The organism is Mesorhizobium sp. M0293, assembly GCF_040321735.1.
Classification (GTDB): Bacteria; Pseudomonadota; Alphaproteobacteria; order Rhizobiales; family Rhizobiaceae; genus Mesorhizobium.
Map to the genome: position 1 here is coordinate 54,004 of NZ_JAMYSA010000004.1, position 13,578 is coordinate 67,581.

Here is a 13,578-nt window from a genome sequence, read left to right on the forward strand (position 1 = left end):
CCATGCGACCACACGCCCGAGTCGATGCGACACGGCGGTAGCGGTTCACCAGAGGACGTGCGTTCTACTCAGCAGGAACATTGTTCTGCCGATCGTCGGCTGCGCCAGCCGCCACATAAAGCGGCGCCAGAGTTCTTGCACCCGTCATTGCACTCCCGCTTTGCAGGTTTCGCCTAGGGCCTGCATCAGGTCATCGATAATGTCCTGAGGATGTTCAAGCCCTACAGAAATTCGCAGCAATCCGCCTGGCGCTTTGGACTTCGCACCTTCAACGGATGCGCGATGCTCAATCAGAGAATGCGTCCCGCCAAGGCTTGTCGCCCGGACAACAATCTTCAGGCGGCCGGCCACGGCCATTGCAGCATCGGCTCCGCCCTCGACGATGAAGGATAGCATCGCTCCGTAATGGCTCATTTGCCGCGTAGCAAGATCGTGTCCCGGATCAGTTTGCAGACCAGGAAAGAGCACTTTTTCGACGCGCGGATGAGACGCCAGGGCCTCGGCCACTTTCTGGGCGCCTTCGCAATGGGCGCGCATGCGGACCGGCAATGTCTGCAGGCCCCGCAACGCCAGCCAACAGTCGAAGGGCGCTGCGACGCTGCCCTTGTGTTTCTGGACCATCCGCAATGGGCGACCGAGGGGTGACGCATTTGGGACAATGACGACACCGGCCATCAAATCCGAGTGGCCGCCAATGTACTTTGTCGCCGAGTGCATCACTGCGTCTGCCCCGATTTCGAGTGGCAGTTGAAGCACTGGGGTGGCCCACGTATTGTCCACCACCGCCAAGGCGTTTGCCTCGTGCGCGATTGCGCAGATGGCCGCAATGTCGACAACGCGGATCATCGGGTTTGACGGCGTCTCGATCCAGACGAGGCCAGTCCGCTTCGATGTCACCGCGGCGCGCAAAGCGTCCAAATCGCGCATGTCGACTGGGGCAAAGTCGAAGCGAGACCCAATGTCGGTCTCTTCGATCAGCGAACGAATGCCGAAATACATGTCATCCGGCAGAACGATCCGACCCGCCGACGGATGGCTCTCGAAAACTGCAGCGATTGCGGCCATGCCCGAAGCGAAGGCGATGCCGTCTTCCCCTCCCTCAAGCCTCGCCATGGCCGCCTCGAACGCATTGCGTGTAGGATTTCCATCCCTTGTGTATTCGAAGCCGGACGGAAATGACCCGTTGGCACCGCGTTCGAACGTCGTGCTGGTGTGCAGCGGCATGGATACGGCCCCCGTGGACGCGTCGACCCCTCGGCCGCAGTGGATCGCCTTCGTCTCAAAACGCATCGGGTATTTCCTTCCTAACGGGCAGTTGCAATTTCGCCCCGGTCATTATACTGACCGCAATAGGTGAGCCGAGGTCCTAAGTCAATATAATGACCGATGTTACGACAGCCTTTGATGCCGAGCAGGTCCTTGGGCAAGCGATAGCGGCCCGGATCCGAGACTTGAGGCGTGACCAAAACCTGACCCTGGATCGACTGGCAAAACTGAGCGGCTTGTCCAAGGGAACCGTCGTCTCGCTCGAGCAAGGCAAGGCGAACCCTAGTATCGGCATACTTTGCCGACTGGCGGCGGCGTTTTCGCTCTCCGTGGCCGATTTGCTGAATGACGATCCTTCCATAGTTCGCCTCCCTATTGAGCGGACAGAGACGAGGAGGCTTTGGACAAGCGCCAAGGGAAGCTTTGCACAACTTCATTCATCGACCTCGGGGCGCACGATGTTCGAATTGTGGAGCTGGGTCATGATGCCGGGCGACGTGTTTTCCGCGGACGCTCATAGTCCGGATACGCGCGAGCTGATCTCGGTCAGTCAGGGTGCCCTGAGCGTTGTGGTAGGTGCCCATGTGGTAATTTTAAGCGAAGGCGAGAGTGCGCGGCTTGTCACTGACCAACCGCACTCATACGCGGCGGCATCTGATGTGCCCGCCCATTTCTCGATGGCGGTGCTTGAGCGTGGTGGACACCGAGATCCGGGGCACTCGTCGACGGCAGCGAAGATTCAGGAGCCCGTTCCGTAAGGCTCCGCCGATTACTAGCAACCGCCATTCGCGACAGGAGATAAACCGTTGTACGTTCCGCCTCATTTTGCCGTCCCTGATCAGAACGCCCTGTTCGAGCTTATCGAGAAACACCCGCTTGGTATCCTCGTCACCCAAAGCAAAGGCACACTGGACGCGAACCACCTCCCCTTCGAGCTTGACCGCTCGAAGGGAGACAAGGGCGTTCTCAATTGCCATGTCGCTCGCAAGAACCCAGTCTGGGAGGAAGTCGCCAATGGCGATGAGGTTCTCGTAATCTTCCGTGCGGCCGACGCTTACATCTCGCCGAACTGGTATCCAAGCAAGCATGAATTCCACAAGCAGGTGCCGACGTGGAACTATCTCGTCGTCCATGCCCACGGACGCATCACTGTCCGGGATGATGAGCGGTATGTGCGCCGCAACGTGGCGAAGCTCACTCATCTGCAAGAAACCTCGCAGCCGGTCCCATGGAAGATGGGCGACGCGCCGAGGGACTTCATCGACACGATGGTCAAGGCAATCGTCGCCCTGGAGATCGAGATCACCGGCCTGGTTGGAAAATCAAAACTCAGCCAGAACAAAGACTTGCGCGACATTCAGAACCCTGGTGAAATGCTGCGTGCCCAAGGGGCCATTGCGATGGGAGAAGCGATGCTCGCGGCTGCGGCGGCCAAATCCCAATAGCATGTGTCTTGTCCCGACAAAGCCGCTGGTGCCGGCTTCCGACGGGTCACCTAGCCCGCCTTGACGCACGGCAATAGCTTTTGACGGCCTGAAGCGACGCTGTGGTCACCGTTGTGATACTTTTCCACGCGCCTGGTCAGGCGGCAGGATTGCTCCGTCGTGACCGACGGGTTCGTTTCAGTCGCCTGCGCCCCGTTGTATGTCGGCGACCACCCGCGCAGCGGTTTATGAGGCGCAATCGCACGCGTTTCGAAGCCACGTACCTTGGGCGGCAAGCTCGACCATGCGCTCGACGCAGCTCCAAGTGCGGCCCCGTCAACGATCTCCTTGAACCTGCGGAACTTGCCCGAAAGCACTTCTCTTACGGGAGATGATTGGCTTTGTCGCCGAACCGACTGATGGAGATGGTGGCGGCGCCGCCCTAGCGATCAGACCCGCCTTGCAGCGCAATGGCTACCCGGGCCCGACCGGGAGATGCGGGCGGGACTGTGAACTGCGGAGACGGAGCGGATCGGCATGGAGCCGTGACCGCTTGCGGTCTGGCTCTGGAACGAGTTAACGAAGCGCGGACTTCCGATCGTGTCAAGCGCCGCCCTCTCGATGATGCCGGACAAATCGGGCCCCGACGAGCGGCGGGCCTTGCCAGATCGGACGGACCGGATGGTTTAAGCAGGTTCGCACCAAGAGCCACGGCACCTGTGTCGTGCGGGTGCTGCTGTCGGCACGCGACCTTCTCGTCAGCCTAGTAGGCAAAATCGAGAACAGATGCCTGGGCTTCTTGAGGCCTTCGGCGTCATATTCGGCAAGAAGATCGATGCCCAGGTGATCCTACACATGCTCAGGATACAGGCGACGCAAGTCTACCATGATCCGCTGCGAGCCGGCATCAACGACGTGCAGGAACTGTCGAAGACACATGAAGCGATCGCCAGGGCCAAGACCGAGATCCAGCACCGCATCCTGACAACTACCTGCCGCTGTATTTTCCCGAGATCGATCGCTTCCGGGGGAACAGCCGCAGCGATTGGTTCTTTGCCTTCCTCCATGCCTTTCCGACCCCAGCAAGCATCACGGCGCTGACGAAGGAGGAGTTTGTGGCAGCAGCTTGGGATGCCGTCGGCCGCAAGGTCAGCAAGACACAGATTCTGATGGACATTTTCGAGACGGCGCGCCCATCGATCGGATTGCCGCTGCCACTGGATGACTTGATGCGCCTGCCATTCGCATGTTCCAGATGGTCATTGACGAAGCACGCAGCCTGATCCGGCAACATAATGAGATCGAAGCACAGGCCGACGATCTGCTGCGGCACAGCCAGGATTATCAGCTCCTGCGACAAATCCCGGGCATCGGACCGATCGAGGCATTGACCGTCATTGCCGAAGCCGGCGATCTTCGCCGCTTAGGTCATCATCGCCAGTTTCTAAAGTTTTGCGGGCTGGACCTCTCGACACAGAAGTCCGGTGAGGCCAGACCCGCCTTTCCAACCCAGGCACACGACCCATTCAATAGCATTCCTAAGCATACTGACCAGGGCGACCTCGACCCCCCTAATCACAGCGGTGAGCTCGCAGGCGGGGTCGATGAACACTATTGATTGGCCGAGCTTGAGCGGCATCTCTATCACATTGATAGCCTATTAGGCTGGTCAGGTTTTATCGGACCCATGATCCATCCGAGCAGCTTGTGAGGGATGCAGCCGAACCAGGCGCTGCTCCCACAGTCTTCGCAGGTCCTCCAGCAGAGCTTCATGCTCAGCCTGATCCGGCGCAATTATATTGAGGTGATCGCTTAACACGGCTTCGCCCTCAATCCGCATCAGCAGATTAAACAGGTCGTTTGAAATTCGCACACTGTCAATGCTGGAGTGGTTCGGAATAATCTCGCAGACAGTCTCCTGATGATCTCGCGCTGTGTAAGCACGGGTTTGATGGAGGGAGACTGAGGGAGGCAATGAAATCGAAAGCGCAGTCCAATCCTGCAGCGTTGCAGCCCGTTTTTTTACCAGGAAGGGCCCGACCACAAGTCCATCCAGCTCTGTCGTCAAAAATGTGGCAATCGCGTCTGCAACCGTATCCACGATCGGTTCAGCATTGTTGTTAAAGGACGTATTGAGCAGAATTGGAGTGCCTGTCCGCTTCTTGAACGCATTGATGACCTCCCAGTAAGCGGGGTTGGCATCGCGCGATACTGTTTGCAGCCGAGCCGTACCGTCGACGTGCGTAATGGCACCCAACAAGGCGCGCTTTGAGTCACGCACGCGAACGACGAAATTCATGAATGGAAATTCGTGTTTACCGTCCGGGAGGTCGAAAAATTCGCTCGCATCCTCTTCCAGCACAGATGGTGCGAAAGGCCTATAGCCTTCGCGCTTCTTGACCATGGCATTGATCCGGTCCTTGTTTGCAGCGGGCCGAGGGTCGGCAAGAATGCTGCGGTTGCCCAGCGCACGTGGCCCAAACTCCGAACGACCCTGCACCCAGCCGATCACGGCGCCGTTGGTGATCCAGTGGGCTGCACTGCTCGCTACGTCATAAGAGCGTTCAACCTCGAGATGTCCGGACCATGCGTTCAGTTCCTGTTCCACGGCGCGGTCGCTCCCGAGATCAGGACCCCAATAGACCTCCTGCAGTCGCTCACGCGGCGCGGGGCGGCCCATCTCGTTAGAGACTATCAGCGCAGCTCCCAATGCGCAGCCAGCGTCGTGAGACGCGGGTTGCACGAAGATGTCTTCGAAAAGCCCTGAATACAGCAGCTTGCCGTTCATCGTGCAGTTGTGGGCTACCCCTCCCGCCAGACACAACCGCTTCATGCCGGTGGCCTCACGGTGGTGCCGGAGAATGTGGAACACGATCCGCTCAAGCGCTTCCTGCAGTGACGCACTCACATCTCGATGCTGCTGGGTGAAAGGCATTCCCTTTCGCCTGATCTCGATGTTGCGGAGCAACGCCGGACCGATGCGGTCGAGGTGAACACGGTAGCCACCGTTGGCGGAGAGCTCGTAGAACTGCTCGAAGAGCTCGCGATAGGGAGCGGGGTCGCCATAGGGCGCGAGTCCCATTACCTTATACTCGTCGAACATGCCGTAGCCGAGACAGCGGATCGTCTCGAGATAAAACAGCCCAAGAGAATTGTCCTCCGGGAAAGCCTCGATTTGCGTAATTTCTGTGCCAGACCCTACCGCCACAAGGCCCGACAGGAAATCACCACAGCCATCAATCGCTAGAATGAGACTTTGTTCGAAGCCCGACATTGCAAAGGCGCTCACGGCGTGCGCCTGATGATGACCTACGAATGAAATACGCGAACTGTCCAACTTAGTGCCGAACTCACGCGCTAACAGGTTCTGCACCAACATTTTAGCATCCAACGGAGTGGAGAGAATGTCCGGTTGGGAAGCGGACATACCTTCAAGCATGGCGTTGGCATAGGGCTCGCTGGCGTAGACCGCGACACGATCAATGTCGCTGAGCTGAACCCCGGCCGTCGAGAGACAGTATTGAATCGAACCACTTGGCAGCTTGTTCGAGTGCTTGATTCGATTGAGGCGTTCCTCTTCTACGGCGGCTATCACCTTTCCGTCTCGGACGAGCACCGCGGCGCCATCGTGCATAAAGGCGTTCTGACGCTCGAATCGGTTTTCATGGACTTGGTCAAGTCCGCCGCTGATTCCTAGGCACAGCATTTCTTTCTCCAAATAGTAACGGGAAGCCAAATTGGCTTACCTCGACTGTTTCCAACTAAATAGGCCGTGTTGTCGCCTGCAGCTGCGACCGCCCGTCAGGCATCAGCGGCATCGAAGAAAGCCTCATAAAGGATCAATGAGATGCTTCGACTGTGCCGCCTACAGTGCCATCACGCCGAGAGCTTGGCTGGATCATCCAATCCTGAGCGGCTGCTGACATGTATCCGGCGATGTCGTTTTCATCGGCAGAACCAACTTGCGATGCCGCCTGTCTTGGGAAGGGCGGCCGTCGACGAATAACAGTACCGCCCCCGTGAACTGGCCCGATTTCATTCTCCGAAGCGACCATGGTCGCACCGCCCGACATTGTCGGCCAGTTGCAACTCACTTTCTCGGCACGACCTCCACTGCACGTCAGGGCGCATCGAAGATTTTCTCCTTTGGATTATTCCTAAGGCAGCTTTCGTCACGCGATAGAGCAGCGTGTGATTGGTGCGTGAGGCTCTTTTTTGTCCATGCACGATTCCGGAAGAGTGATGAAATCGATTGTTTTGATCAAAGTCATCCACGCTATGAATAACAGCCGCAGCACATGCGTTTTCAAAGCGCTTCAGGCTTCCCGGATGGCTACTCCGATGTGAAGCGCATGGCATTCCAAGCGCTCTGTCAACCAAACGATGAGTATCGGCGTCGACCCTCATTGCCTTCGTCTTCGCGACTCCGTGACAGCGGCTGGCATTGTGTTTGTAGGGCATCGGGCGAAGATCATGTCGATCGGCCATCTCGCCTGCCTATTGACAAACCCTTGAACAATGATCCACGCACCAGCGCGATTGTGATCACGAGCGCCTCTGAGCTCGGGAGGTTCGGTTTTCTGAGGGTTCCTGGGTCTCCGAAGCGATGGAGGTAGCTAGCCTTCCTGGTGCTATACGGTTGTGCTCTTCATGGAGTGGACGCATTTGCGTCTCGAAAGCGGTTCTTCAGTGGAACCGGCGCCAAGGCCCGTCTGTGGTCGTTCAGAACACGGGGTGCCGTCTCCAAACCGGATATTGGAGCGGGCAGCCGCCGGAATTTGACCCATGGAAATGAGCGCCTGTCAGGAGGCGTTCGAAAAGGGCGCGATCTTCATCGCGGCTGTTTCATGGTGTCATTCCTGACATGTTCTTTATAATCGGCAGCTTGCGGATAGTGTTGCCCGTCGCCGCCCGTAGCGCGTTGGCGACGGCCGGGCCGATCGGCGGCACACCTGGCTCACCAACTCCCGTGGGCGGCTCCTCGGACGGCACAATGTGCACCTCGACTCGCGGCATCTGCTCGATCCTGAGCGGTGTATAGGTATCGTAGTTCTCTTGGTCTACGACACCGCCATTCAGGGTCAGCTCCTCCTGGAGGATCGCGCCTAGCCCGAAGCCGATACCGCCCTCCATCTGAGCGCGAATCTGGTCAGGATTTATCGCGGTGCCGCAATCTACCGCGCAGACGACGCGGTCGACCTTGAAACCATTTTCATCGTTGAGGGTGATCTCCACCACATCGGCGACATAGGTCGAGAGGCTTTCATGCAGGGCCACGCCGCGGAAACGGCCTTCCGGCAGAGGCTTGTCCCAGCCTGCCTTCTCAGCAGCCACTTTAAGCACGGCGGCATGCCGTGGATGGTGACCGAGCATTGACAAGCGGAAGTCGACCGGATCACGGTTCGCAGCGGCGGCGAGCTCATCGATCAGGGTTTCCACCGCGTAAGCGGTGTGGGTGGAGCCTACCGAACGCCACCACAGCACTGGGATGTTCACGTCCGTGGTGGTCAGCTCGACCTTCAGGTTCGGGATCGCATAGGGCAGGTTGGTGGCGCCCTCTACGGAGGTTGGATCGATGCCGTTCTTGATCATCGCCGCAGAGGTCGAACCGCCCAAGACCGATTGGCCCACGATGTGGTCATGGAGAGCGACGACATTGCCTTTCTTGTCGAGCCCCGCCTTGACTGCGTGCACATAGGCCGGCCGGTACCGCCCACCCCGCATGTCATTCTCGCGGGTCCACTGCACCTTCACTGGCTTGCCGCGTCCCAGTGCACGCGCTGTGGAAACAGCTTCGATAATGACATCTGCATCCAAGACCGCGCGGCGGCCGAAACTGCCGCCGGTCTTCATCACGTGCAGCCTCACCTTGTCCGGCGTGGTGCCGCCTACCTGAGCGGCAGCCGCCTGATAAAGGTCGGGCATCTGGTGTCCGCCCCAGACGTCGATGGTGCCGTCTTCGTTGATTCGGGCGGCCGCGTTGAGTGGCTCGATCGAAGCATGGACAAGATAGGGGAATTCGTAGTGCCCCTCGATGATTTTCTCAGCACTGGCGAACGCTGCGGGAGTGTTACCGTCGTCGCGCGCGGTGGCCGCGCCCAGATCGTCTGCTGCCTTGTTGTATTCGGCCATGATCTCGGCCGTGCCGCGCTCTTCGGCCTTCTCCTCGTTCCAGGTCACCTCCACGAGGTCGCGGCCCTTCAGCGCCGTCCAGGTGTCCCTGCCAACCACGGCAATGCCTCGCGGCGTCTGGACGACATCGACAATGCCGTCGAGTGCCTTGGCCTTGGTTGCGTCGAAGCTCTCGATCTCGGCGCCGAACTTCGGCGGATGGATCATAACGGCCGTCTGGAGTCCCTCCATCATGAGGTCGATCGTGTAGGTCTGCGCGCCGTTGGTCTTGCCGGCGGAATCGTAGCGCTTGAGGCTGTCCGATCCGATCTGGGCCCACTTGTCGCGCGGCTTTAGCGGCACGTCGTCGGGAACCGGCATTCCCGCTGCGGCTTCAGCCAGGTCACCGTAGCGCGCCTGCATCCCTGAGGCGTGCGACACGACCCCGGAAGCGACTTTGATCTCGCCGGCTGGCACATCCCACCGCTGCGCCGCGGCCGCCACCAGCAAGGCCCGTGCGGCAGCACCCGCCTTGCGGTAGCGTTCCCACGACGAGCCCATCGACGTGGAGCCACCAGTTGCCTGTGCGGCCCCGCCCCAGGCGAGATTGCCGTAGAACGCGGTATTGCCATATCCGCCGACCACGTCCACCTGCGCCCAGTCGCCGTCGAGCTCTTCCATAACCAGGGTGGCGATGCCGAAATAGGAGCCTTGTCCCATCTCGAACTGCGAGGAGTGGATGATGATTCGGTTCTCCTTTGTGATCTCGACATAGGTCTGGAAGGGGTTCGCCTGAACCTTTGCAGGGGTCGTTTGTGCGATGTCGGGCGCGGCCAGCACTGGCCGGTAGCCCACTGCGAGGCCGCCGGTGGTGACGCCCGCGCCGACGAGGAACCAGCGGCGCGTGGGCCGCACGGCAGTATGCTTCGAGAGAAACTGCGACATGCCTCAAGTCTCCAGCCGGTTGGCGGTCTCGTGGATGGCCGCGCGGATGCGATGATAGGTGGCGCAGCGGCAGAGATTGCCGCTCATCGCCGAATCAATATCATCGTCCGACGGCTTAGGCGTCTCTGTAAGGAGGGCCACGGCCGACATGATCTGGCCAGACTGGCAATAGCCGCATTGAGGTACGTCGAACTCGGCCCACACGGCCTGGACCGTTTCGCCTATCTTGCCCGACACACCCTCAATGGTGGTGATCGAGGCTCCTTCGATGTCGCCGACTGCGGTCTGGCACGAGCGCGTCGGCATGCCGTTAACGTGAACCGTGCAAGCGCCGCACTGGGCAAGCCCGCAACCGAATTTCGTTCCCGTGAGTCCGATGACGTCACGGACCGCCCAGAGCAGCGGCATCTCTGGATCGACGTCGAGTGTTCGCGCCTCGCCATTGAGGGTAAAAGCGACCATTGCTTGCTCTCCTTGTCCTGAGCTGGCTATCTCGTTGAGCCTCCGCCCGCCTGGCAACCGAGCTCTTGTTGCTGAGGCCTAGCGACCACACCCTAGGAACGCGCAGCTCAAGCAACAAGCCGCTAGGTTGGCGAGTTACGAGATCGTGAAGTGGGTCGTGTCGAAAGGCTGGAGGCAACTGAATGTCATTTTTTGGGCGGACAGGCCGCTTTAGGCTGGGTTACACGAGACTGGACATTCGGGTCGTCGCGAACATCGACCGCTGGTCGGCCGCGTCCGGCAGGGCCCTGATTGGCTACACGAAATGAAATGGGACGACTATCGATGGGGGCCTACCTCGACCCGCAACCTCCACGACTGGACCCTCAGGTTTCCGACTATCGTCCCGGGCGGTGGCCGAGCTCGGCGCCTCGGACGCGATAATAGACGGTGAGGCGTTCGTCGTTGACCAGAAGGCTTGTCGCGCATTCCCAGTCTTCAGCGGGCTCTTGGCCGCGGCGGGAGACGTCAGGACCATGCTTGCCGGCTTCGACCTGCTCAAGATCGACGGCGAGGGTCTTCGCGATCGGCCACTCGTCGATCGGCGCAAAGCGCTAGTTAACCTGCTGAGACGCCGCCCAAACGGCATCGTTCTGAGCGACGAGATCAGCGGCGGCAGCGACATTCTCGCGCAAGTCTGCCAGTTCGGCCTCGACGGCATCGTCTCCAAGCTGCGTGTCAGTCCATATCGATCCGGCCGGCGCCAAGAATGGGTGAGACAAAATGCGTGCTGAGTGATGAGTTCATCGTCATCGGCTGCGAACCCGGCAACAGTTACGGCGGTCGGGAAGCGTGCTCTGGCGAATGTCGAGGACGGAAATCTGGTGTTCGCCGGCGGCATTGGCACCGGCTTCAATGCGCGCACCGGGCCGGAAGTAAAGCGCCGGCTCGATGCCATTCAAATGGGTAAACACCGATTCCTAGTTTGAAGGCGAACGGTGCGGCATGGGCGGAGTGCCCTGCGCAGTCTGTACCTCCGCAGTCGATTGTCGAGTTCGAAGGGGTGTGATTGGCGTCGAGACCGCTCCAGCCATGGCTATCAGCACGCCGAGTGCGTTGTTTTCGATCAGTTCTCGAAATGAGCGGGTAAATACATGCACTTCCTTTCACTTGCCGAACGGGGTTTGCTGTTCACCGGCTGGCATCCGATGGCAAACCTTTCAACGCGGCGGCGATCTGGCGCTTCGCTGCTGGGGGCAGAGGCAGGATGGGACGCGGGGGTTCGGCACTGCAAATGTCGAGCAATTCAGCGAGTGCATAGACGACGCGAAGGCTCGAGAACTCCTTGAAGACGCTCCAGATCGGGACCAGCGCGGCATTGATCCGTCGCGCTTCGGCCGCATCGCCCTGTTGCGCCGCTGTGACGATCGTCATGCAGACCTCGGGCAGGATGCCCGCGAGGACGCTGTACCATGTGTCGGCGCCGGCGATCATGGCCTCGGCGGCGTTCCAGTCGCCGCTGTAGCCAATCGAGAACCCTTCCGGCAGTGTGCGCCTCTGGGCGGTCAGATGGTTCTTGATCGCATCGCTTTTGTCTGTCGGATTCTTGATGGCGACAATCCCAGCCACCTTTGCCAGGCGGCTGACAAGGGGTGGACTGAAATGGAAATGCGTCGTTCCTGGATTGTCGTAGACGACGATCGGCAGGCCACTTTCGCGCGCCACAGTGGAGAAATGTTCGAACACCTCGTCATCAGTAAGCGGGGTGTAGGAGGCGGCGGCAAGCAAACCCGCAGCTGCTCCAAGGGCCTTGGCGTCTTGCGCGAGCCCCACGGCTTCATCGGTGCGCAGCGCGCCCACACCCACCACGACCGGCATTTGCCCCGCCGTTTGGTCCAAGGTCTCGGAGAGCGCCCGCCGCCGTTGCTCGCGCGACAGATAGATGTATGTGCCGGTGCTGCCGAGAAGACCGATGGAATCGACCTGAGCAATGCCAAGCCGAGCAATCAGCCTGCGCAGGGCAACGCTATCGACGCGGCCGTCACGATTGGTCGGGGTGATGGGGAACGCGGAAAGACCGCTCAGGAATGCCATGGCAAGGCTCCAGATCTATGTGTGAGCGCAGAGGTGGCCGCACGCCAGGTCATTACAAGACGTCCAAAGCCCGCCGCAGATCGGCGATCAGGTCATCAGCGTCTTCAAGCCCCACCGAGAGACGCATGAGATCCTCGCCGACTCCATCGGCCAAATGGGCATCCTTGCGGATCGGCTGCCGAGCACGGGTGAGGCTTGCTGGATGATAGATGAGGCTGTCGGCATCGCCGAGGCTGACGGCGCGAATGATCAGGTTGAGCCGGTCCATCATCCGGCGCGCTCCTTCGTATCCAGCGTGGAGGCCAAAGGCCAACATGCCCGATCCGTTGGACATCTGTTTTCGCGCCGTCACCTGATCAGGGTGCGAGTCGAGGAACGGATAACTCACAAATGCCACCGCCGGGTGCGCTTCCAGCGCCCGAGCCACCGCAAGGGCCGTGGCGCTGTGCCGTTCCATACGCAGCGTCAGCGTCTTGAGACCGCGCAGGATTAGGAAAGCTGACATGGGCGAGAGCGCTGCGCCGGTGATGTAGCGCAGGCCCGTTTCATGCAGCGTACGGAGCGTTTGGGCGTCGCCGAGAAGCGCCCCGCCAAGGGCATCGCCATGACCATTGATGTACTTGGTCAGCGAATGGAGCACGATGTCCGCCCCGTGCTCAAGCGGTCGCTGGAGCGCGGGCGAGGCGAAGGTGCTGTCGACTGCAACCCTTACACCGCGCGCGTGAGCGCGCTCGGCAATTGCCGCTATGTCGAGGATGCGGCTCAGCGGATTCACCGGCGTCTCGAAGAAAACCAGCCGCGTCCGCTCGGTGATCGCAGCATCGAGATTGTGGGGATTTGACAGATCGACCGCGACGACCTTGATGCCGAAGCGGGGGACCGCCTGTTCGACCATGGCAAGCGTGTTCGCATAAAGCGTCTTGTGGACGATGAGTTCATCGCCCTGGGACAGGAGCGACAGGATCAGAGTGCCGAAGGCCGCCATCCCCGAGGCAACAACCAGCCCCGCCTCGGCTCCTTCCAGATTCGCGAGCCGCTGCTCGAGGATCTCGGTCGTGGGATTGTATTCGCGCGCATAGAGCCGTCCACCAAGGGCGGCGGCGGCATCGTTTGCTGCCACGCTTTCGAACCCATAGGTTGACGTCAGGAACACTGGCGGCTGGACGGCATTGGAAAAGCCGGCCGGATCGTAGCCATGATGGATCGCCCGGGTGGCAAATCCGGGGCTGGTGCGGTTGAGCGACCCCGTGGGAGCATCGGTTTCGGATGGATGGGAGCTGGTCATTCGGCCTCTGCG

10 protein-coding genes and 1 pseudogene are annotated in these 13,578 nt (G+C 60.1%); 5 read left to right on the forward strand and 6 right to left on the reverse strand.

The genetic code is table 11. The annotated features are described in order from the left end of the window. Positions 1 to 144: 144 nt before the first annotated feature. Positions 145 to 1,290 carry a trans-sulfuration enzyme family protein gene (locus tag NKJ06_RS02915; protein WP_352695812.1) on the reverse strand — a complete coding sequence of 382 codons (1,146 nt, stop codon included), beginning with the start codon at positions 1,288 to 1,290 and terminating at the stop codon, positions 145 to 147. Positions 1,291 to 1,379: 89 nt separating this feature from the next. Between NKJ06_RS02915 and NKJ06_RS02920 the strand changes: the two genes are divergently transcribed. From NKJ06_RS02920 to NKJ06_RS02930, 3 genes and pseudogenes are all read left to right on the forward strand, one after another. Beyond that, on the forward strand, positions 1,380 to 2,024 hold the full coding sequence (locus tag NKJ06_RS02920; RefSeq protein WP_352809007.1) for a helix-turn-helix domain-containing protein: 645 nt from the start codon (positions 1,380 to 1,382) through the stop codon (positions 2,022 to 2,024). 48 nt (positions 2,025 to 2,072) lie between these two features. Further along, complete coding sequence (locus tag NKJ06_RS02925; RefSeq protein ID WP_352809009.1) at positions 2,073 to 2,711, forward strand: FMN-binding negative transcriptional regulator; 639 nt, start codon at positions 2,073 to 2,075, stop codon at positions 2,709 to 2,711. Between the two features lie 813 nt (positions 2,712 to 3,524). After that, a pseudogene (locus NKJ06_RS02930) lies at positions 3,525 to 4,185 on the forward strand (transposase); the annotation flags it as partial. A 174-nt stretch (positions 4,186 to 4,359) separates the two neighbouring features. On the opposite strand, the gene NKJ06_RS02935 reads toward NKJ06_RS02930, so the two are convergent. The 3 genes from NKJ06_RS02935 to NKJ06_RS02945 form a co-directional block, all read right to left on the reverse strand. Next, the gene (locus NKJ06_RS02935; protein WP_352809081.1) at positions 4,360 to 6,396 is read right to left on the reverse strand and encodes a carbamoyltransferase family protein; all 2,037 of its coding nucleotides are present in this window, start codon (positions 6,394 to 6,396) and stop codon (positions 4,360 to 4,362) included. Between the two features lie 1,139 nt (positions 6,397 to 7,535). After that, complete coding sequence (locus NKJ06_RS02940; RefSeq protein ID WP_352809011.1) at positions 7,536 to 9,746, reverse strand: xanthine dehydrogenase family protein molybdopterin-binding subunit; 2,211 nt, start codon at positions 9,744 to 9,746, stop codon at positions 7,536 to 7,538. A gap of 3 nt (positions 9,747 to 9,749) precedes the next feature. Further along, entirely contained in the window at positions 9,750 to 10,208 is a 459-nt protein-coding gene (locus NKJ06_RS02945; protein WP_023708041.1) for a (2Fe-2S)-binding protein, read from the reverse strand. Between the two features lie 392 nt (positions 10,209 to 10,600). Between NKJ06_RS02945 and NKJ06_RS02950 the strand changes: the two genes are divergently transcribed. Together NKJ06_RS02950 and NKJ06_RS02955 are read left to right on the forward strand one after the other, a co-directional pair. Then, entirely contained in the window at positions 10,601 to 10,981 is a 381-nt protein-coding gene (locus NKJ06_RS02950; protein WP_352602282.1) for an ATP-dependent DNA ligase, read from the forward strand. Positions 10,982 to 10,984: 3 nt separating this feature from the next. Then, the gene (locus tag NKJ06_RS02955; protein WP_352582421.1) at positions 10,985 to 11,176 is read left to right on the forward strand and encodes a hypothetical protein; all 192 of its coding nucleotides are present in this window, start codon (positions 10,985 to 10,987) and stop codon (positions 11,174 to 11,176) included. Positions 11,177 to 11,378: 202 nt separating this feature from the next. Here the strand turns inward: NKJ06_RS02955 and NKJ06_RS02960 are convergent, their stop codons facing one another. Further along, entirely contained in the window at positions 11,379 to 12,281 is a 903-nt protein-coding gene (locus NKJ06_RS02960) for a dihydrodipicolinate synthase family protein (protein WP_352752658.1), read from the reverse strand. A 52-nt stretch (positions 12,282 to 12,333) separates the two neighbouring features. Continuing rightward, positions 12,334 to 13,566: a trans-sulfuration enzyme family protein gene (locus NKJ06_RS02965; RefSeq protein ID WP_352672613.1), complete on the reverse strand. Its 1,233-nt coding sequence runs from the start codon at positions 13,564 to 13,566 to the stop codon at positions 12,334 to 12,336. Positions 13,567 to 13,578 lie beyond the last annotated feature (12 nt).